Source organism: Pseudomonas ogarae (assembly GCF_014268695.2).
Classification (GTDB): Bacteria; Pseudomonadota; Gammaproteobacteria; order Pseudomonadales; family Pseudomonadaceae; genus Aquipseudomonas; species Aquipseudomonas kilonensis.
In genome coordinates this window covers 3995671-4014467 of sequence record NZ_CP077086.1, presented here as the reverse complement: position 1 = coordinate 4014467, position 18797 = coordinate 3995671, and the positions used below count along the sequence as shown (strand labels likewise).

20 protein-coding genes are annotated in these 18797 nt (G+C 64.0%); 13 read left to right on the top strand and 7 right to left on the bottom strand.

Translation table 11 applies throughout. The features are described 5' to 3' along the window. Positions 1–186 precede the first annotated feature (186 nt). The 3 genes from HU749_RS17455 to pdxR form a co-directional block, all read right to left on the bottom strand. A complete protein-coding gene (locus tag HU749_RS17455; RefSeq protein ID WP_095961949.1) occupies positions 187–591 on the bottom strand; it encodes a cupin domain-containing protein in 405 nt (134 codons plus the stop codon). Positions 592–781: 190 nt separating this feature from the next. Next, a complete protein-coding gene (locus HU749_RS17450; protein ID WP_046062745.1) occupies positions 782–1075 on the bottom strand; it encodes an antibiotic biosynthesis monooxygenase family protein in 294 nt (97 codons plus the stop codon). A 119-nt stretch (positions 1076–1194) separates the two neighbouring features. After that, positions 1195–2628 (bottom strand): MocR-like pyridoxine biosynthesis transcription factor PdxR, encoded by a 1434-nt coding sequence (gene pdxR, locus HU749_RS17445; RefSeq protein ID WP_079305553.1) that lies wholly within the window; start codon positions 2626–2628, stop codon positions 1195–1197. A 194-nt stretch (positions 2629–2822) separates the two neighbouring features. Here pdxR and HU749_RS17440 point away from each other — a divergent pair, with 194 nt between their 5' ends. Then, positions 2823–3263, top strand: a complete 441-nt coding sequence (locus tag HU749_RS17440) for a carboxymuconolactone decarboxylase family protein (protein ID WP_003202631.1) — start codon at positions 2823–2825, stop codon at positions 3261–3263. A gap of 126 nt (positions 3264–3389) precedes the next feature. Here the strand turns inward: HU749_RS17440 and HU749_RS17435 are convergent, their stop codons facing one another. Continuing rightward, positions 3390–3731, bottom strand: coding sequence for a hypothetical protein (locus HU749_RS17435; protein WP_186650825.1), 342 nt, complete (start codon positions 3729–3731; stop codon positions 3390–3392). 205 nt (positions 3732–3936) lie between these two features. Here HU749_RS17435 and HU749_RS17430 point away from each other — a divergent pair, with 205 nt between their 5' ends. The 3 genes from HU749_RS17430 to HU749_RS17420 are packed head-to-tail and all read left to right on the top strand — an operon-like array spanning position 3937 to position 6090. Continuing rightward, positions 3937–4569 carry a secretin and TonB N-terminal domain-containing protein gene (locus tag HU749_RS17430; RefSeq protein WP_046062742.1) on the top strand — a complete coding sequence of 211 codons (633 nt, stop codon included), beginning with the start codon at positions 3937–3939 and terminating at the stop codon, positions 4567–4569. Further along, a complete protein-coding gene (locus tag HU749_RS17425) occupies positions 4566–5111 on the top strand; it encodes a sigma-70 family RNA polymerase sigma factor (RefSeq protein WP_186650827.1) in 546 nt (181 codons plus the stop codon). The genes HU749_RS17430 and HU749_RS17425 overlap by 4 nt, the downstream gene beginning before the upstream one ends. 37 nt (positions 5112–5148) lie before the next feature. Beyond that, the gene (locus HU749_RS17420; RefSeq protein WP_186650873.1) at positions 5149–6090 is read left to right on the top strand and encodes a FecR family protein; all 942 of its coding nucleotides are present in this window, start codon (positions 5149–5151) and stop codon (positions 6088–6090) included. Positions 6091–6191: 101 nt separating this feature from the next. Here the strand turns inward: HU749_RS17420 and HU749_RS17415 are convergent, their stop codons facing one another. Both HU749_RS17415 and gspH read right to left on the bottom strand, forming a co-directional pair. Then, positions 6192–6803 (bottom strand): type II secretion system protein GspJ, encoded by a 612-nt coding sequence (locus HU749_RS17415; protein ID WP_186650829.1) that lies wholly within the window; start codon positions 6801–6803, stop codon positions 6192–6194. Beyond that, positions 6800–7252 carry a type II secretion system minor pseudopilin GspH gene (gene gspH / locus HU749_RS17410; RefSeq protein WP_046062739.1) on the bottom strand — a complete coding sequence of 151 codons (453 nt, stop codon included), beginning with the start codon at positions 7250–7252 and terminating at the stop codon, positions 6800–6802. Before gspH ends, HU749_RS17415 begins: the two co-directional genes overlap by 4 nt. Positions 7253–7369: 117 nt before the next feature. Between gspH and HU749_RS17405 the strand changes: the two genes are divergently transcribed. Continuing rightward, positions 7370–7813, top strand: coding sequence for a type II secretion system protein N (locus HU749_RS17405; protein WP_186650831.1), 444 nt, complete (start codon positions 7370–7372; stop codon positions 7811–7813). 116 nt (positions 7814–7929) lie between these two features. Here the strand turns inward: HU749_RS17405 and gspI are convergent, their stop codons facing one another. Further along, positions 7930–8304, bottom strand: coding sequence for a type II secretion system minor pseudopilin GspI (gene gspI, locus HU749_RS17400; protein ID WP_046062737.1), 375 nt, complete (start codon positions 8302–8304; stop codon positions 7930–7932). Positions 8305–8452: 148 nt separating this feature from the next. Here gspI and gspG point away from each other — a divergent pair, with 148 nt between their 5' ends. From gspG to HU749_RS17360, 8 genes are all read left to right on the top strand, one after another. Beyond that, positions 8453–8902 carry a type II secretion system major pseudopilin GspG gene (gene gspG, locus HU749_RS17395; protein ID WP_046062736.1) on the top strand — a complete coding sequence of 150 codons (450 nt, stop codon included), beginning with the start codon at positions 8453–8455 and terminating at the stop codon, positions 8900–8902. Positions 8903–8910: 8 nt separating this feature from the next. Beyond that, positions 8911–9897 (top strand): type II secretion system minor pseudopilin GspK, encoded by a 987-nt coding sequence (gspK, locus tag HU749_RS17390; RefSeq protein WP_186650833.1) that lies wholly within the window; start codon positions 8911–8913, stop codon positions 9895–9897. Continuing rightward, entirely contained in the window at positions 9894–11066 is a 1173-nt protein-coding gene (gene gspL, locus HU749_RS17385; RefSeq protein ID WP_186650835.1) for a type II secretion system protein GspL, read from the top strand. Before gspK ends, gspL begins: the two co-directional genes overlap by 4 nt. Beyond that, positions 11059–11625 carry a type II secretion system protein M gene (locus HU749_RS17380; protein WP_186650837.1) on the top strand — a complete coding sequence of 189 codons (567 nt, stop codon included), beginning with the start codon at positions 11059–11061 and terminating at the stop codon, positions 11623–11625. Before gspL ends, HU749_RS17380 begins: the two co-directional genes overlap by 8 nt. Further along, positions 11622–13982: a type II secretion system secretin GspD gene (gene gspD, locus HU749_RS17375; RefSeq protein ID WP_186650839.1), complete on the top strand. Its 2361-nt coding sequence runs from the start codon at positions 11622–11624 to the stop codon at positions 13980–13982. The genes HU749_RS17380 and gspD overlap by 4 nt, the downstream gene beginning before the upstream one ends. Before the next feature lie 271 nt (positions 13983–14253). Further along, entirely contained in the window at positions 14254–15672 is a 1419-nt protein-coding gene (gene gspE, locus HU749_RS17370) for a type II secretion system ATPase GspE (RefSeq protein WP_095961942.1), read from the top strand. Next, on the top strand, positions 15672–16883 hold the full coding sequence (gene gspF / locus HU749_RS17365; RefSeq protein ID WP_095961941.1) for a type II secretion system inner membrane protein GspF: 1212 nt from the start codon (positions 15672–15674) through the stop codon (positions 16881–16883). Before gspE ends, gspF begins: the two co-directional genes overlap by 1 nt. Before the next feature lie 523 nt (positions 16884–17406). After that, a complete protein-coding gene (locus tag HU749_RS17360; RefSeq protein ID WP_186650841.1) occupies positions 17407–18594 on the top strand; it encodes a substrate-binding domain-containing protein in 1188 nt (395 codons plus the stop codon). The last annotated feature ends 203 nt before the right edge of the window (positions 18595–18797 follow it).

The following is an 18797-nucleotide window of genomic DNA, read 5'->3' as shown; positions in this document are numbered from 1 at the left end:
TGAAAAAGCCCCGCATTGAGAGATGCGGGGCTTTTTTTGTCTTTTGGAATCTAGTTCATGAGCAACAGAGAGTTCCTGTGGGAGCGAGCCTGCTCGCGATAGCGGTGTATCAGCCAAGTTCAATGTAGCTGACCCACCGCTATCGCGAGCAGGCTCGCTCCCACAGAGAAATGAAGTGCGGTTAAGTTAGTTCTTCAGCGGTATCAACACCGCCTCATCCTCACCCATCACCATGAACACCAACAATTTTGCCGGTTGGCTCGCGCTGGCGTTTTTCGACACCAGGTGCTCGGAACCTGCCGCTTCATACCAGAACTCCCCAGCCTTGTAAGTCTTCGCCGGCTCACCCTTGACCTGGGAAGTGATGGCGCCTTCCAGTACGTAGGCCATCGCTGTGCCCTCATGCTTATGGGCAATGGACGCTTGGCCGGGTGCATAGTTGACGGTCAGCATCATGGTTTTTTTACCTGGAACGTTTTTCAGCAATTGCTCCTGCAGCACCGTGACCTTTTCCGAAGGCGCGGCTTCGTGGGCGTAGGCCTGGGTCATGGGCAGCAGGCTGAGGGCGGCGATCAGACAGAGTGTTTTCATGAAGGTATGGCCTGTGTGGTTTCGAGTGATTTCGCGCTGTCGCGGCGATGGATTCACCCTAAGCCCCACGGTGGGGCAAACAAACGTCCAATCTTTCGGAAGGTGGGTAGACCAATTGGCTGGCCCGATGCAGCCATTGGCTGATGGGGCTTTTGTGGCGAGGGAGCCTGGCAGGAATAGAGCTGCGGGCTCAGACAATCGGAAAACTATTGAAATCCACGCTGCGCGCCAGTCGGTTGTCGATCAGGCTGATGAAGCCTTGCACTTCCGGGCAGTTGAAGTGGGCTTGCATGGCCGCTTCCGACTGCCAGCGGGCGCTGACGTTCCAGCGGTCGCCATCGTCCGGGCAACGGTCGACCAGGTAGGCATCGCAGCCCGGCTGGGTACGCAGGGTCTCGACGATTTGCTGCAATTGCCGGCCCAGCTCTTCCGAGCGACCGGCGGCGGCTTGCACCTGTACGGTATTGATCACTTGACGAGACATTGTTCAGGCTCCTGAATCAAGTCGCAGGGGGGCTCAACATCAATCACACCCGTGCAGGATAGGCCCGTCGGCGCAAGGCTCAAACAGCCAATGGGCGGATAAATGCCCAGTCCAATCCCTCAGGCCACTTGCTGCAGGATGTCGCGCAAGCGGTCCAGGGCGATGTCGATGTCCAGGGTTTCGATCGCGCCGAAACCAAAGAACAGGCCTGGCCGCACCGGGGCCTCGTTGAAAAAGCCATCGAGGCGGTAGAGCCCGACTTCGGCTTTTTTCGCCAGCTCGATCACCAGCGCCAGGTCCATGGGGACCTTGCACAACACCGCCATATGAAAGCCCGCAGTGGTGGGCACGGCCTCGAACCAGGGCGACAAGTCCCCGGCCATGCGGGCCAGGATTCGCTCGCGGCGACCGGCATACAGGGTGTGGCAGCGGCGGATGTGCTTTAGCAGGCAACCCTCGGCGATGAACTTCGCCAGCGCCCACTGGGGCAGGGTGGAGGTGTGCTGGTCGGTGAGGCGCTTGGCCAGGATCACCGCTTCAAGAATCGCTGGCGGCAGGATCGCATAGCCGAGCCGCAGTTCCGGCAACAAGGTCTTGGAGAAGGTGCCGACGTACGCCACGATCCCGCGCTCATCCAGGCTCTGCAACGAATCGGCGGGCCGGCCTTCGTAGCGGAATTCGCTATCGTAGTCGTCTTCGATGATGATCGCCCCCAGCTCATAGGCTCGCGCCAGCAGGGCCTCGCGGCGGGCCTGGCTCATGGGCATGCCCAAGGGGAACTGGTGGGAGGGCGTCACATAAATCAACCGCGTGCCGTCGGGGATCAGGTCGACCCGCATGCCTTGCTCGTCCACTGGCACCCCGGCCACCGTGGCGCCCTGGGAGCCGAACAGCAACCGCGCCGGCGGATAGCCTGGGTCTTCCATGGCCACCAGGCTGCCGGGACGGGTCAACACCCGCGAGATCAGGTCCAGGGCCTGCTGCGCGCCGTTGCACACCACCACGTCTTCATCCTGGCAATTGACCCCGCGGGAAAACGCAATGTGCCGGGCAATGGCATTGCGCAGCGACGGCAGGCCTTCGGGCTGGCTGTAGAAGCCCTTGGCACTGGCGATCTGGCGCAGCGCGTGGGCCGTGCAGCGCCGCCAGTCGTCCAGTGGAAACTGGCCCTTGCCCGTGGCGCCGCCGATGAAGTCGTAGCGCAACGCGCCTTCTAGGGTGGGATGGCGCATCAGGTCGGGCATGGTGCGCCAGGCTTCGACGACGTCGGCGCCGGCCAGCTCGCGGTGGCTTTGCTTGCGTACGATTCTGGCCGGCCGCGCGTTGACGTAGGTGCCTTTGCCGATGATACCGGTGAGCAGGTTTTCGTAGGTCAGTTGGGCGTAGGTGTCGGAGACGGTCTTGCGCGAGACCCCCAGTTGTTCGGCCAGCAGGCGGCTGGGCGGCAGTTGCGTGCCGGCCGCCAGGCGACCGCTTTCGATGGCGCTGCGCAATTGTTGATACAGCTGGCTCGACAGGTCCTTGCGGCCGTTGATGACAACATGAAGTTCCATACCCGCAAGCTCCTGGGCGATTGTTGGCGGCCAGCGTCAAAGGCGCAAGATTACCCGCATTGTGCGACTGCATAGAAGTTGCGTGGGGAAAATCCCGCCCATTGGACTTGCCTCCGGGTTTTTCGCCGAATTGGACCTGTCATTGAGCGGTCCCTGGGCCTACCGTGAAGGTCTCGAACGCCACGGAGCCCGCCATGAGCCCGCGTCTGGATTACTACACTGCATCGCCTGGGGCGATGAAAGCCATGATCGGCCTGGAAGCCCTGACCAGTCGCCTGAGTATCGAACCGGCGTTGCTGCACCTGATCAAGATCCGCGCTTCACAACTCAATGGCTGCGCCTTCTGCACTGACATGCATTCGGTGGAGGCGCGACGCCAGGGCGAGACCGAGCGACGGCTCTACGCGGTGGCGGTGTGGCGCGACAGCGGTTTTTTCACGGCCCGCGAACGCGCTGCCCTGGCCTGGACCGAGGCGGTGACGCTGTTGGCTGAGAGCCAGGTGCCGGACGACGTCTATGCCCAGGCCCGAGCCTGCTTCAGCGAGGAGGAACTGGTGGACCTGACCCTGGCGATCAGCACCATTAACAGTTGGAATCGGCTGGCGGTGAGTTTTCGCCAGAGTCCGGGTGGCTGATCGCTTGGGTCTAGTCCTTTGTGGCGAGGGAGCTTGCTCCCGCTCGGTTGCGCAGCGACCGCAAAATCCTGGGGCCGCTTCGCAGCCCAGCGGGAGCAAGCTCCCTCGCCACAAAAGCAGTGTCGTTCACTTGGGCAGCGGCGAATTGCTGGCCGGAACCGGCGGCCGCTGGGGCTTGACCGAAGTGCCAAACGTATTGCCCATGCGCACACCTGTGGCCGCCGGGGTTACCAGGCCGATGCTGTTCGGTGCGCGTTCGTTGACCGGCACATTCATGGCGTCCTGGGCCCGTTGCGCAGCTGTTGCAGCCTGCGGGTCGTTGCCCATCTGCCGGCTCAGGCAGTTGTAGTCGGGGGTCTTGTAGCCACCGACCGTCACCTCGATACACGCCGGGGCTTCTTCACCCTGGGCCCAAGGCAGGGCCATGAGCAGCCCGAGGCCTGCCATCATTTTCGTCCACTGTTTCATCACCGACCTCCTGGCCCGTCTCACAGGGCGGTTCGTTGTCTGGGCACCAGTCTAGTGCGGCCCGGAGGATTTGTATCAGATGTCATACGACATTCATAAACACCCCTCAGGATGACGGTTTTCAACGGATACGTCAGTCGTGCAGCAGGGCAGAGCCGGGGGCGGACGCGGGCGTAGATTGACCAGGGCGCCCTTGCGGTGGCTGATGGTGGTGCTGTGTCTGCTGGCCGGGCCGATCCAGGCGGTCGGCCTGGTGGACCTGGACATCGCGCCCCAGGAACTGACCACGGCGCTGGAGCAGTTCAGCCGGGCGACGGGCATGGCGGTGCTGGTGGACCACCAGTTGTCGAGCCAGCGCCATACGCTGGGTGTCCAGGGGCAATTCACACCTTCCGAAGGGTTGAGGGTGTTGCTCAGCGGCACCGGGCTGGCGGCGCACTATGCCCGGGAGGATGCATTCACGTTGCAGCCGGTGCAGGTCCGCGAGGTGCCGTTGCCTCCCGGCGTCACCCCAGGCTTGAGTGACAGCAACTACGCGGCAGCGATCCAGACGGTCATCCAACGCAATTTGTGTCGTTCACCGTTAACCCGCCCAGGCAGTTTCCGGGCGGTGCTGCAAGTGTGGATCGGCCGGGACGGCGTGGTCCAGCACAGCCGCCTGGTCAGTTCCACGGGCGACCTGATGCGGGACAAGGCCTTGGTCAACAGTTTGCAAAACCTCAGGATCGACCGCCCGGCGCCCAGCTCGTTGCGCCAGCCGGTGACCCTGCTTTTGTTACCCGACTCATCAGGAAGAAGCATGGAATGCATAGCAGGGGAAGGGGTGTCCGGGCGATGAAAGACTCCGGTCGCAGCCCGTTGGTGAAGATGTTCCTCACCTCGTATGAGGATTTCAAGGTGCGCCTGCGCAGACGCCTGGGCTCTGAGGAGCTGGCCAACGATGTGTTGCATGAAACCTACCTTCGGGTCGATCGCATGGTCGATACCCAGGAGATTGCCCAGCCCAACGCTTATTTGTATCGCATGGCCCTGAACATCGCCGCCGACCGCCGACAGGCCGATGCGCGCCTGCTCACCGGCGATGAAATCGAGGAATTGCTGCAGGTCTCGGATGAAGCGCTGGATCCGGCGCGGGTGGTGGGTGGGCAGAAGGAGCTGCAGACCCTGCTCAAGGCCTTGTACGAACTGCCGGCGCGCCGTCGCAGGATTTTCATCGCCGCGCGCCTGGAGGAAGCGCCGCACCTGGAAATCTCTCAGCGCTTCGGTATTTCCACGCGCATGGTGGAGAAGGAAATCAAGGCTGCGTTAGGGCACTGCGCCCTGCGCCTGGAAAGAAAAGTCATTCAGCGGTTCGGTCCCGGCGCGGGAAAACCGTCTTGAGAGTAGAGACCCGACCCTTTCGTGAGTGTGTGTGCGCTTGAACATCTTCAGCATCACTTCCCCTGACGCCACGCCCCAGGCCCGATTGGCCAGCGAGGCCCGAGACTGGCTGATCCTGCTGACCTCGGGGCGCGCCACCGTGGCCGATGCCCGGGCCTTGCGCCTGTGGTGCGGGCAAAGCCCCGAACATGCCCGGGCCTTCGAACAGGCCAAGGCGCTGTGGCAGGGGCTGCAACCTGCCGCCGCAGCGGTGCAGGCGCCCCGGCATTTCGGCCGTCGGGCGTTGCTGGGTGGCGCCATCGCGGCGTCGGCGGCGTTCCTGTTGATCCGCGCCACGGTGCCCGGTGGTGTTTCCGGGCTGGGAGCCGACTACGTCACCGATGTCGGCGAACAGCGCCGAGTGGAACTGGCCGAGGGCGTCAGCCTGGAACTCAATACCCAGACCCGCCTCAGCCGCCGCGCGCTGGCCGATGGCGGGCAAGGACTGGAATTGCTCAGCGGTGAGATTGAAGTGCAGGGGCGCAGTGCCCAGGTGGTCAGCGTCCAGGCCGGTGCCGGCTGGATCAGCGCTGCCCGGGCACGCTTCAACATCCGCTACACCGACCACAGCCTCTGCGCGACTTGCCTGGAGGGCGTGGTGCAGGTCGAGGTGCAAGGCCAGCGGTTCCGCCTGGAGCCGGGCATGCAACTGACGTACGACCCTGGCCGGGTGGACGCTCCCAAGCGTGCCGATGTGTCGGCAGCGATTGCCTGGCGTGAGCAGGTCCTGGTGTTCAACGACGCGACCTTGGCCAGTGTCATTGATGAGATAAACCGCTATCGGCCAGGCATGTTGCTGCTGCTCAATCGCGAGCTCGGCCAGCGCAAGGTCCAGGCGCGGTTTCGCCTCGACCAACTGGCGGGCGTGGCACTGTTGATCCGCGATGCCTATGGTGCCAAATGCACTGAATTGCCGGGTGGGGTGGTGGTGCTGAGCTGAGGCCAGTGGCGCCTGGGCGGGCCTCATCGCGAGCAGGCTCGCTCCCACAAGGGACCTGTGCTGTGCTCAAGCCTTGAAGGTCACCCAGTAATCTGTGGGGGCTACTCCAACGGCCCCAGCACCTGTCGATACTGTTCAACCCCTTGAGGTGTCTGGCGAGTCAAGCTGATTTCGATGCCCATCGGGTTTTCCTGGCGGTTGCCGCTGAGCTTGCGCCAGCCTTTTTCCTTGTCCCAGAACCGCAGTCCGGCGTCGCTGACGTCACTGAGCACCGCCATGCCCGGGCCGGGTGCGGGCAGTGGGTAGCGACTGCGGGCCTGGCCTTGGGCGCGGTAAAGCGTGTCGCCCTTGAGCCACCAGCGCACCCGTTGCAACTCGCCCTCCTGGGTCGCCGCCACGCGAATCACATCCAGGCGGAACCCTCGGCCTTCGGTGCTGCGCACGGTGAGGGCCGGCGGGGCGGTCGAGGGCTCGTCGTCGACGCCGGGTTTGACCGGTTCACTCAGCTCGATGCTGGCGCGCAGGGCCACGTCGCGCTCCAGTTGGTTCAATACCCGCAACAAGGCTTCGGTCTGTTCGGTACTGGCCTGCAAGTGGCTGTCGGCACGGGTCACGCTGTCCAGCCCGCGCCAGGCGATCAGGCTGACCACCGCCATCAGCAGGATCGCCACCATCACTTCCAGCAAGGTGAAGCCTGTCTGCCGGGCGCTCATTGAAGTTGCACCCGCCCGGCGGCACTGCGTTGCACCGTGAGACTGTTCAGGCCGTCCGACAAGCGGATCTGCAAGGGCTCGCCGAGCCATTCGGCATTCAGCACGATCCGCTGCCTGGGTTCCACGCGAACCTCCATCGACGGGCTCTGCCAACGACGTGGGTGTAATTGCGGGTCGTCCTTGAAACGATCCAGTCCGGTGCCTTGATCGGCGCGACGACTGAAGCCAAACCCCTTGGCGTCCCAGCGCCAGGTAATCGGTCGCCCGTCGGTGCGGGCTTCGGTCTGGGCCAGTTGCAACAGTTGCACCAGCCGCTCGCCGTCCTGGCGCAGCAACTTCAACGGATCCGGCTTGATGCTCAGGCTCACGGCGGCGCTGGCAATGCCGATGATCACCAGCACCACCATCAATTCGATCAGGGTGAAACCGCGTTGCTTGCCGAGGTTCATGCGCGCTCCTTTGCGTGAAAGCCATCCTGCACGGTGAAGATGATAAGGATGTGAAATAAAACGGAGAGAATTGACGCGTACGCTGGACGCTGGAACCTAAAAAAGGAGATTCAGGCCATGGCGTTCATCGAGCGTGTGTCCCCGGCGCAAATCATCCAGGCCGTGGGCCTGTTGGCGGCGTTGGCCGGGGTGGCGACCTGGTCTTCGCTGCTGCTCACGTCGGCCGAGTCCCGCACGCCGGATGTCGCCCCGCAACGCATGGCCGAGCGTTCCGATAACCCGGCGCTGCAATGGTTCTCCAACCAGCCGGCAGCGGTGGACATCAAGGTCAGCGGGGTGATGGCCGGCACCCGCGCGCCCGTGGCGATCCTCAGCCTCAACGACGGACCGCCGCGCAGTTTCCTGGTCGGTGAGCGGGTGGCCCAAGGGGTACGGCTGGTGGCGATCGAGGCGCAGGCGGTGGTCATCGAACGCGGCAACGAGCAGACCCGACTGGTCCTGGCTCGGTTGCCGGATTCGGTGAGTTTGCCGTCCCTGACACACACCGAAAATCAGCGCTGAACCCCTGTGGCGAGGGAGCTTGCTCCCGCTCGGTTGCGCAGCAACCGCAAGATGTTGGGGCCGCTTCGCGACCCAGCGGGAGCAAGCTCCCTCGCCACAGGGGGTTGTGTCTGCCTTTATTTTTCCCGGCTGACCAACGTCTCCAACCGAGCCAACGGCGGTGCTTCGCGACTGCGATCCGACACGCTCAGTTCAACCCGCAGCAACCGACCGTTCTCCGCCGGGCGCAGGGTCTGTTCGCAACGCAGCAACAGTCGTCCCTGGTCGCATTCGAACACTTTCGAGCCCTGGGTAAAACGGCCTTCCAGATGCAACTGCGCCAACTGACTGCGGGCGGCCAGCAGGGCGATGGATTTGTCGCGCAGCAGGCCGTTGCTCTGGGTCATCACCGCAGCCACGCGCACGGCGGCCGACATGGCCACGGCGATGATCGCCAGGGCCACCAGTACTTCGATCAGGGTGAAGCCGGCTTGCGGCGCAGGGCGTGACATGGTGCGGGCTCGGCGGCGAGGGCAGCCTTCAAGGCTAGACGCCGTTCATGACCAATTGACGACGCAAGCTCCTGAGCAATTTCAATATCACTGACATATTTTCTTGCAACACTGCGCCTCGAATCGAATCCAGCGAAGGACCGTCGAGATGCAGATCGCCCGTTACAACGCCCGTTCCCAAGGCCCTCGCGGGCAGCGCGGTTTCACCCTGATCGAAATCATGGTCGTGGTGGTGATCCTCGGCATCCTGGCGGCGATGGTGGTGCCCAAGGTCCTCGACCGCCCTGACCAGGCGCGGGCAACGGCGGCGAAACAGGACATTGGCGGCCTGATGCAAGCCCTGAAGCTGTATCGCCTGGACCACGGCAGTTACCCGAGCATGAACCAGGGCCTCAAGGTGCTGGTGGAAAAGCCGGCCGATGCGAAAAACAGCACCTGGCGTTCTTATCTGGAGCGCCTGCCCAACGACCCATGGGGCCGTCCTTATAACTACCTCAACCCCGGTGCCAACGGCGAAGTCGATATCTTTTCCCTGGGGGCCGACGGTCAGCCTGACGGCGACGGCGTGAATGCCGACATTGGCTCCTGGCAGTTGTAAGGGCCGTGATGCAGACGGATTCGCCCCTCGCGGCGAAGCAGCGCGGCATGGCGGTGATCAGTGCCTTGCTGATCGCTGCCGTGGTGGCGGTCATCGCCGGCGGCATGCTGACCCGCCAGACCCTGTTCACCCGCAGCCTGGAGGCCGAGCAGTTGCGCGTCCAGGGCTCGGCGCGGTTGCAGGGTGGCCTGCAACTGAGTCGCCATTTGCTCTGGGAGGCCCGCCAACGTGATCCGCTGACGCGCTTCGGCCAACCCTGGGCCAAACCCATCGTGATGCCGGGTTCGGACCAGGTCGACACGCCGTTCGAAGGCCAGCTGGAAGACGAGCAAGGCAAGTTCAACCTGCGCAACCTTGTCGCCAATGAGCGTGTAGATGAAGAACAACTGCGCGCCTTCGAACGCTTGTGCCAGCAGTTGGGCGTGGCCGCGACGGTCCGTACGCGCATCGTCGAAAGGGTGGTCGAGGCCTATCCGCGCCTGTTGAACCCGCAGCGGGTGGACCAGGCGCCAAAGGCCAATACCTTCGACAGCGGCCGCGAAACCTCGCCACAGGCCGACAACACGCCGCTGGCCCCGACACGCCCGATGCTGCGCACCTTGCAAGACCTGCGTAGCGTCAAAGGCGTCAATGCGCGGTCGCTGCAAACACTGGCGCCATACGTGACGATCCTGCCGACCAATACCTGGCTCAATGGCAACACCGCCAGCGCCCCGGTGCTGGCCGCCTATGTGCCGGGGCTGTCGCTGCAGCGGGCCGAGGCACTGGTCAGGGAGCGTGACGGTGGTCATTGGTTTATCAATCGTGGGGATTTCGTCAATCGCCTGCGCATGCCGGAGCTGGACACCGCCAGCGTCAAGGTCGGCATCACCAGCGATTGGTTCCGCCTGCGAGGCCAGGCGCGCAGCGGACAGCGGCGGGTCGAACTGGAGGCGTTGCTGCAACGCACCGAGGACCGCTTGCCCCAGGTGATCTGGTCAAGGGTGGGCGTATGACGCGCTTGCGCATCGCCCTGGCGCCGCTGGGCAGGCTGGATCTCGACAGTGAGGTGGCATTTGCCTGGCTGGATCGCCAGGGCCAGGTTCGCGAGCAAGGCCGCAGCAGCCTGCGGGCATTGGGCCAAGGCGGTAAGAATATTTCGGTGGAATGCTTCCTTCATCCCCGCGACAGTTTGCTGACCCGCCTGGAGTTGCCGTTGTTGCCAGCGGCCAAGATCACCGCCGCAGTGACGTGCGCAGCCCAGGCCCTGATGCTCGGTGCCAGCGAACACATGCAGGTGGCCCACAGCCCGCGCGGGGTCGACGGGCAGGTGCAGATCGCCTGGTTGGACCGTGAATCCCTCGCCAACCTGGGCCGGCTTGTGCACCAGGCCGACATGAAGCTGCGCGGCCTCTACCCGGCGGCCTACGCCTTGCCGGTGCTGTCGGGGCCGGTGGCCTGCATCGAGGACGACCATCTGCTGGTGCGCCACGGCCTGCAGCACGCCGTGGTGCAACCGTTGCAGGAGGACGCGCTGGACGAGTGGTTGCTGGAAACAGGGCACGGGTTGCACTGGGTGGGCGAGGCGCCGCCGCAACCTTCGATCAGCACCTTGGCCGAAACCCAACGCTGGATGGGCCCTGCGCCAGGCTGGGGGCTGCATGCCGGCCTTGCACGCAACGCCGTCGAGCGCGGCGGTTGGGGCCGGGCGGTGGCGATCTGCGCGACAGCGCTGGTGGTGTGGGTGGTTGGGCTGAACCTCTACGCCGCCCGCGAAGCGGCCCAGGGTCAACGGCTCAAGGCGCAGATGAGCCAGCGGGTGAAGCAGGCGTTTCCCGAGTTGCCGGTGATCCTCAACCCGCTGCAACAGGCGCGTCAGCAAATCGCTGCGCGCCAGAGCGGTACGGCGACCGACCCGGCGCAACGCTTTGCCAGCCTGGTGCAGCAGGCGGGCAGCGCCATGCCGTTCATGAGCGGCAATGTGCAGGCGCTGGTGTTCGAGAACGGTGAGTTGCGCCTGAGTGTCGTGGCCGAGGCGCAGAAACCCTCCGCCGAAGAGGCTTGGAAAATCCCCCTGGCCCAGGCCGGCATTGACGTCGCCGCCATCGATCAGGGTTGGACCCTGCGTGTCGCCCCGGCCGGCCAGGGCAGCCCCGACGAAACCCCGGACGCCGATGATGAATAAGCAATCCCTGGCACTGGCGTGGGTGCGCTGGCAAGCCTTTCGCACGCGGTTACGCACGTTCTGGCAGGGGCTGGCGGTGCGTGAGCAAGCTGCCGTGGCCCTGGCTGCTCTGGTGTTGGGCGGCTGTATGGTCTGGCTCGCGCTGATCCAGCCGCCGCTCAAGACCATCGCCTACTGGCAAGCCGAAACCCCGAAGCTGCGTTCACAGACTGAAGCCCTTGAAGTGCTGTTGCGTGACGTCGCTGGGCCTGCACAAGGCCAGCCCCTCGAAGCCGCCTTGCGCCAGAGCCTGGACGCTAGCGGCTTGAGCCAACATTACCAGTTGCAAACGCCCGGCGCCGAACGCCCCACCACTTGGCAGCTCACGTTCGACCAGGCCCCTGCAGAGGCAGTGATCGGCTGGCTGCTGGGTAACCCACGGCAACTCTCCCTGGAAGTGATCGAGGCTCGTTTGCAGCGCACCGCCCTTGCCAATCCCGACAACCTCGACAACAGCGCCGGCACACTGTCCGGAACCGTTCGCATGGATCAGGCGCAAAGCGCTAAGGAAGCTTCATGAAAGGGGCCAGATACCCACGTCATTGGCGCAAGGCTGCACCGCTGTTGGTGCTGGCGTTGAGCGCGTGCAACAGCACGCCACCGGCGTCGCAGCCACCGTTGCTGGTGGACAGCGAGCTGGGCATTCCGTTGGGAAGCACCCAGCGCAGCGGCGATGCATTGCTCGATCGCCAACGGGCCCAGGACCTGCGTGAACACAAGCCAGCGGTGCGGCATCAGGTCGACCTCACCACCCGTGCCCGTGAGCCGCGCAGCAATGTGCCGGCGCGCACGCCCTTGGGCGATCAACCGGTGACGCTGAATTTCGTCGAAGCGGATATCCAGGCGGTGGTGCGGGCCTTGTCCCGTTCCACCGGCCAACAGTTTCTGGTGGACCCGCGGGTCAAGGGCAACCTGACGCTGGTATCCGAAGGCCAGGTCCCAGCCTACCAAGCCTACGACATGCTGCTGGCCGCGTTGCGCATGCAAGGCTTCAGCGTGGTGGACGTCGGCGGCGTGGCCCAGGTGGTGCCGGAGGCCGATGCCAAGCTGCTTGGGGGGCCGATCTACAGCGCCGACAAACCGGCCGGCAACGGCATGCTGACCCGCACCTTTCGCCTGCAATATGAGAACGCGGTGAACCTGATCCCGGTGCTGCGCCCGATCGTGTCGCCGAACAATCCGATCAATGCCTACCCGGGCAACAACACCATTGTCGTCACCGATTACGCCGAGAACCTGTCGCGGGTGGCGCAGCTCATCGAAGGCATCGACACCCCGAGCGCCATCGACACCGACGTGGTGCCGGTCCACAACGGCATCGCGGTCGATATCGCGCAGATGGTCGCTGACCTGCTGGAAACCCAGGGCGGCGACCAGACCCAGAAGATCAACGTGATCGGCGACCCGCGCTCCAATTCCATCATCATTCGCGCCGGCAGCCCCGAGCGCACGGAGCTGGCGCGCAACCTGATCTACAAGCTCGACAACGCCCAGAACAACCCGAGCAACTTGCATGTGGTGTACCTGCGCAACGCCCAGGCCGGCAAACTGGCCCAGGCCCTGCGCGGCTTGCTCACCGGGGAAAGCGAAGGCGAGGGCAGCGACAATTCGCGCTCGGTGCTCAGTGGCATGGGCGCCAGCACCAATGGCCAGAGTGGGCAGAGCAGCAGTGGCGATGGCACCAGCAGCACCACCGGCGGCAGTGCTTCGACCAGCGGCAATGGCTACGCCCAGGGCAGCAACGGCACGACTTCCGCTTCGACGAAAAACGAACAGAGCACTGCCTTCAGCGCTGGTGGCGTGACCATCCAGGCCGACGCCACCACCAACACCTTGCTGATCTCCGCGCCGGACCCGCTGTACCGCAACCTGCGGGAAGTCATCGACCTGCTCGACCAGCGTCGGGCCCAGGTGGTGATCGAGAGCCTGATCGTCGAGGTCGGCGAGGACGACGCCAGCGAGTTCGGTGTGCAATGGCAGACCGGCAACCTCGGTGGCAGCGGCGTGATCGGCGGGGTCAATCTTGGCGGCACAGGGCTCAACCTCAATGGCAAGACCAGCATCGATGTATTGCCTCAAGGCCTGAACCTTGGCCTGGTCAACGGCACCGTGGACATTCCCGGTATCGGCAAGATTCTCGACCTCAAGGTCCTGGCCCGGGCCTTGAAGAGCAAGGGTGGCACCAATGTACTGTCGACGCCCAACCTGCTGACCCTGGACAACGAAGCGGCGAGCATTTTTGTCGGCCAGACCATTCCCTTTGTCAGCGGTAGCTACGTCACCGGCGGCGGTGGTACCAGCAACAACCCGTTCCAGACCGTGACCCGCGAGGAGGTGGGTTTGAAGCTCAATGTCCGGCCGCAGATTTCCGAAGGCGGGACGGTCAAGCTCGACATCTATCAGGAGGTCAGCAGCGTCGACAATCGCGCTTCGAGCACCACCGGCATCGTCACCAACAAGCGCGCCATCGACACCAGCATTCTGCTCGACGACGGGCAGATCATGGTTCTGGGTGGGTTGCTGCAGGATGGCTACAGCCAGAGCAATGACGCGGTGCCATGGTTGTCGACCATTCCGGGGATCGGCGCGCTGTTTCGCAACGAACGGCGGCAGATCACCAAGACCAACCTGATGGTGTTCCTGCGGCCCTACATCATCCGCGACACGGCGGCGGGCCGCGGCATCACCCTCAACCGCTACGACTTCATGCGCCGCGCCCAGGGCCTGTTGCAACCGGAACGCAGTTGGGCCCTGCCAGACATGCAAGCCCCGCAACTGCCGGCCTCGGCCCGGGCGATCCCGGGCGCTGCGCCGGTGAGCTTGCAGACACCCAGGGCGGTGATCAAGGCGGTGCCTATCGAGGGGGGCACTCCTTGATGAACACCCATCCTGTGGGAGCGAGCCTGCTCGCGATGACGGCGACCCGATCGATATCCATGCAAGCTGTCACACCGCTATCGCGAGCAAGCTCGCTCCCACAAGGGAGTTGCGGTGAGAGCAATTTTGAGACCACCCCAAGACACTGTGGGAGCGAGCTTGCTCGCGATGACGGCAGTTCACTCAACATCATTGCAACTGACCCGCCGCTATCGCGAGCAGGCTCGCTCCCACAAGAGGCTTGTGTGTTTCGTGGGCCTGGGGTGTCAACATGAACACCCTCCCATACGCCTGGGCCAAGGCCCAACGCCTGGTGCTGCGCCAGTCCGAAGAGGGCGCGGTGCTGATGGTGTGTCCGTCCACGCCGGGCTGGTCCATCAGTGAAGTGCGCCGCCAGTTTGGCGAGGTACGGCTGGAGCGGGTGCGCGACGAGGAGCTCGACGGGCTGCTCAACAGTGCCTATGCCGACACCGGCAGTGCCGCCGCAGTAGTGGGTGCGGCGGAAAACGAAGTCGACCTCGATCGGCTGATGCAGGACATCCCCGAGATCACCGACCTGCTGGACACCCAGGACGGTGCGCCGGTGATTCGCATGATCAACGCCTTGCTGACCCAGGCCGCACGGGACGAGGCCAGCGACATCCACATCGAACCCTACGAGAGCCATTCGGTGGTGCGCTACCGCGTCGACGGCACCCTGCGCGATGTGGTTTCGCCGCGCAAGGCCTTGCACGGTGCGCTGGTGTCACGGATCAAGATCATGGCCCAGCTCGACATCGCCGAAAAACGCCTGCCCCAGGACGGCCGCATCGCCCTGCGCGTCGCCGGGCGACCGATCGATATTCGCGTCTCGACGGTGCCCACCGGCCACGGCGAACGGGTGGTGATGCGGTTGCTGGACAAGCAGGCCGGACGCCTGCAACTGGAAACGTTGGGGATGGACACTGACGTGCTGGGCAAGCTCGATCACTTGATTCGCCAGCCCCACGGCATCGTCCTGGTCACCGGCCCCACGGGCAGCGGCAAGACCACCAGCCTCTACGCCGCCCTGGCCCGGCTGGACGCCAGCGTGCATAACATCCTCACCGTGGAAGACCCGGTGGAATACGACCTGCCAGGCATCAGCCAGATCCAGGTCAACGCCAAGATCGACATGACCTTCGCCCTGGCCCTGCGGGCGATCCTGCGCCAGGACCCGGACATCATCATGATCGGCGAAATCCGTGACCTGGAGACTGCGCAAATCGCCGTGCAAGCCTCCCTCACCGGTCACTTGGTGCTGGCGACGCTGCACACCAACGACGCGGTGTCAGCCATCAACCGCTTGATCGACATGGGCGTCGAGCCGTTCCTGCTGGCCTCGTCGATGCTCGGCGTGCTCGCCCAGCGACTGGTGCGCAGGTTGTGCCCGCAGTGCAAGCAGCCCGATCCGGCCACGCCCGGCACCTGGCGGCCGGTGGGCTGCCCGATCTGTAACCAGACCGGCTACAGCGGCCGCACCGGCATCCATGAATTGTTCTGCATTGACGATGACATCCGCACGCTGATCCACCAGGGGGCAGGGGAGCAGGCACTGCGCGCCGCCGCTCGCCGAGCGGGGATGTTCAGCATGCGCGAGGACGGCGAGCGCTGGGTGCGCAGTGGCACCACGGCCCCTGAAGAAATCCTGCGCGTAACACGGGACGCCTGATGAATCGCTACCGTTTCGAGGCCGCCGACGCCCAGGGCAAGATCGAATCCGGACACTTGGAAGCCGACAGCCAGGGCGCTGCGTTCAACCTGTTGCGCAGCCGTGGGTTGACGGCATTGCAGGTGCAGCTTGAGCGCAACACGGCGCAAGCCAACGGCGGTGGCTTGTTCAGCGCCAAGCTCTCGGACAACGACCTGGCCTGGGCCACCCGGCAACTGGCGAGCCTGCTGGGGGCGAGCCTACCGTTGGAAGCGGCGTTGAGCGCCACGGTGGAGCAGGCCGAGCGCAAGCACATCGCCCAGACCCTGAGCGCGGTGCGCGCCGATGTGCGCAGCGGTATGCGCCTGGCCGAAGCCCTGGCGGCGCGGCCCAGGGATTTTCCGGAGATCTACCGGGCGTTGATTGCCGCGGGTGAAGAGTCCGGCGACCTGGCCCAGGTCATGGAGCGGTTGGCGGACTACATCGAGGAGCGCAACAACCTGCGGGGCAAGATCCTCACGGCGTTCATCTACCCCGGGGTGGTGGGGTTGGTGTCGATCGCCATCGTGATTTTCCTCCTCAGCTATGTCGTGCCCCAGGTGGTCAGCGCGTTCTCCCAGGCCCGGCAAGACCTACCCGCGCTGACCGTGGCGATGCTCACCGCCAGCGATTTCATTCGTGCCTGGGGCTGGTTGTGTTTTGGCGTGCTGGCCGGAGGCTTCTGGAGTTGGCGCATGTACTTGCGCAAACCGGCGGCGCGGTTGAACTGGCACGCGCGGGTGTTGCGCCTGCCGCTGATCGGGCGTTTTGTACTGGGCCTCAACACCGCGCGGTTTGCCTCGACCCTGGCAATTCTCGGCGGAGCCGGGGTGCCGTTGCTGCGAGCCCTCGAGGCCGCACGCCAGACGCTGTCCAACGACCGCCTGAGCCAGAGCGTCAGCGATGCCACAGCCAAGGTCCGCGAAGGGGTCAACCTGGCGGCGGCGCTGCGGGTGGAAAAAGTCTTCCCGCCAGTGCTGATCCACCTGATCGCCAGCGGCGAGAAAACCGGCTGTCTGCCGCCGATGCTCGAACGCGCCGCGCAAACCCTGTCCCGAGACATCGAACGCCGCGCCATGGGCATGACTGCGCTGCTGGAGCCGTTGATGATCGTGGTCATGGGCGGCGTGGTGTTGGTCATCGTCATGGCGGTGTTGTTGCCGATCATTGAGATCAATCAGTTGGTTCAATAAACCCTCCTCGCAAAAAAAAAAGTGGCGAGGGAGCTTGCTCCCGCTGGGCTGCGCAGCAGCCCCAAAACCTGACACCCCGGTGCATCAGATGGATCGCGTTCGACCTGTTTGGGGTCGCTTCGCAACCCAGCGGGAGCAAGCTCCCTCGCCACAAAAAAAGCTGATCTAGCGGAATTTTTTTCAAAGCTTGAGACACCTCCCGAGCCTTGCCAGCATCAAACTCGGGTTCCTCGTTCTGTCATTTTTCCGCGCCCGGCAACCACCCGCCGTCCTCTCCACCGCCCCCCCACATGGTACGGCCGTGAAACCCGCTCGAAACCCCAACCCAGAGCCCTCGAGCACCCGAGGAAAAAACTCGAAAAACAGCCCCCAGCTCCCGAGGTTTTTTCCTTTATCTGTCACCGGAAACTGCGAATTTCTAACCCATGGCCTCACCCCATCGCCATCGGCACAGGACCGAGCGCCATGACGGCAAGCACGCGTCACCCAACCTACGTACGAACACGATGAAAGGAGATTCTTCATGTTTAAGCGCAACGTTCTCGCGGTATCCCTGACCCTCGCCGGCCTCTGCGCCGCTCAGGCCGCCATGGCTGATGTCAACGGCGGTGGTGCTACCTTGCCTCAGCCGCTGTACCAGACTTCCGGCGTACTGACTGCCGGTTTTGCCCCTTACATCGGCGTGGGCAGCGGTGCTGGCAAGGCTGCTTTCCTGAACAACGACTACACCAAGTTCGTATCTGGCAACACCAGCAAGAACGTGCACTGGGCGGGTAGTGATTCGAAGCTCAGCCAGGCTGAACTGGATGGCTACGTTGCCAACCACGGTGCCGCTTGGGGTCCACTGATCCAGGTGCCTTCGGTCGCCACTTCGGTTGCCATTCCTTTCAACAAGACCGGCACCGCCAACGTTGACCTCAGCGTCGCTCAGCTGTGCGGCGTATTCGCCGGCACGCTGACTGACTGGAACCAAATCACCGGTTCCGGCCGTTCCGGCCCGATCACTGTGACTTATCGTGCTGAGAGCAGCGGTACTACCGAACTGTTCACCCGCTTTCTGAACGCCAAGTGCCCTACAGCTGTACCCGCTGTGCCCGGCACTTTCGCCATCACCACCAACTTCGCCTCCAGCTACAGCGGTGGCCTGCCAGCCGGCGCTGTAGCTGCCACTGGCAGCCAGGCTGTAATGACAGCGTTGAACGCTGCCCAAGGTCGTATCACCTACATGAGCCCGGATTACGCCGCTACCACCCTGGCCGGTCTGGACGACGCCACCAAGGTTGCTCGCGTTGCCGGTGTTTCCCCAGCCCCAGCCAACGTATCGACCGCCATCGCTGCTGTCCCAGTACCGACAGCCGCCAACCGCGCCAAACCGAACGCCTGGGTGCCGGTGTTTGCCGCAACCACCAACCCTAACGATCCAAGCGTCGTGGCTTACCCGGCCACCGGCTATCCGATCCTGGGCTTCACCAACCTGATCTTCAGCCAGTGCTACGCCGACGCTGCGCAAACCACGCAGGTGCGAGACTTCTTCACCCGCCACTACAACGCCACGGCAGCGAACAACAACGACGCAGCAATCACCGCCAACCGCTTCGTACCGCTCCCTGCGGCCTGGAAGACCGCCATCCGTGGCAGCTTCGTGACCGCAACCAATACCCTTAGCATCGGCAACACCAACGTCTGCAACAACATCGGTCGTCCGCTGTAACACCGCGTTCGAGCGACACGCAACACGGATCAGCAACGGCGCAAGCCGTTGCTGATTTTTTGCTTTGGCGCCGCGACCAACACAGCCACATGAAATTTTCATGACAACCGTTCGGTCCCACCCCCCTGTAACCGCCTATCCCCTATAACCAACGCTGGCAGCCTGACAGCACTGCGTTGCGACCCCTTAAGAAGCGAACCCGA

Bases quoted from the DNA above. Each gene is read 5' to 3' on its own strand.
- HU749_RS17455 (WP_095961949.1), bottom strand. From the start codon at position 591: ATGAAAACACTCTGTCTGATCGCCGCCCTCAGCCTGCTGCCCATGACC.
- HU749_RS17450 (WP_046062745.1), bottom strand. From the start codon at position 1,075: ATGTCTCGTCAAGTGATCAATACCGTACAGGTGCAAGCCGCCGCCGGT.
- pdxR (WP_079305553.1), bottom strand. From the start codon at position 2,628: ATGGAACTTCATGTTGTCATCAACGGCCGCAAGGACCTGTCGAGCCAG.
- HU749_RS17440 (WP_003202631.1), top strand. From the start codon at position 2,823: ATGAGCCCGCGTCTGGATTACTACACTGCATCGCCTGGGGCGATGAAA.
- HU749_RS17435 (WP_186650825.1), bottom strand. From the start codon at position 3,731: ATGAAACAGTGGACGAAAATGATGGCAGGCCTCGGGCTGCTCATGGCC.
- HU749_RS17430 (WP_046062742.1), top strand. From the start codon at position 3,937: ATGGTGGTGCTGTGTCTGCTGGCCGGGCCGATCCAGGCGGTCGGCCTG.
- HU749_RS17425 (WP_186650827.1), top strand. From the start codon at position 4,566: ATGAAAGACTCCGGTCGCAGCCCGTTGGTGAAGATGTTCCTCACCTCG.
- HU749_RS17415 (WP_186650829.1), bottom strand. From the start codon at position 6,803: ATGAGCGCCCGGCAGACAGGCTTCACCTTGCTGGAAGTGATGGTGGCG.
- gspH (WP_046062739.1), bottom strand. From the start codon at position 7,252: ATGAACCTCGGCAAGCAACGCGGTTTCACCCTGATCGAATTGATGGTG.
- HU749_RS17405 (WP_186650831.1), top strand. From the start codon at position 7,370: ATGGCGTTCATCGAGCGTGTGTCCCCGGCGCAAATCATCCAGGCCGTG.
- gspI (WP_046062737.1), bottom strand. From the start codon at position 8,304: ATGTCACGCCCTGCGCCGCAAGCCGGCTTCACCCTGATCGAAGTACTG.
- gspG (WP_046062736.1), top strand. From the start codon at position 8,453: ATGCAGATCGCCCGTTACAACGCCCGTTCCCAAGGCCCTCGCGGGCAG.
- gspK (WP_186650833.1), top strand. From the start codon at position 8,911: ATGCAGACGGATTCGCCCCTCGCGGCGAAGCAGCGCGGCATGGCGGTG.
- gspL (WP_186650835.1), top strand. From the start codon at position 9,894: ATGACGCGCTTGCGCATCGCCCTGGCGCCGCTGGGCAGGCTGGATCTC.
- HU749_RS17380 (WP_186650837.1), top strand. From the start codon at position 11,059: ATGAATAAGCAATCCCTGGCACTGGCGTGGGTGCGCTGGCAAGCCTTT.
- gspD (WP_186650839.1), top strand. From the start codon at position 11,622: ATGAAAGGGGCCAGATACCCACGTCATTGGCGCAAGGCTGCACCGCTG.
- gspE (WP_095961942.1), top strand. From the start codon at position 14,254: ATGAACACCCTCCCATACGCCTGGGCCAAGGCCCAACGCCTGGTGCTG.
- gspF (WP_095961941.1), top strand. From the start codon at position 15,672: ATGAATCGCTACCGTTTCGAGGCCGCCGACGCCCAGGGCAAGATCGAA.
- HU749_RS17360 (WP_186650841.1), top strand. From the start codon at position 17,407: ATGTTTAAGCGCAACGTTCTCGCGGTATCCCTGACCCTCGCCGGCCTC.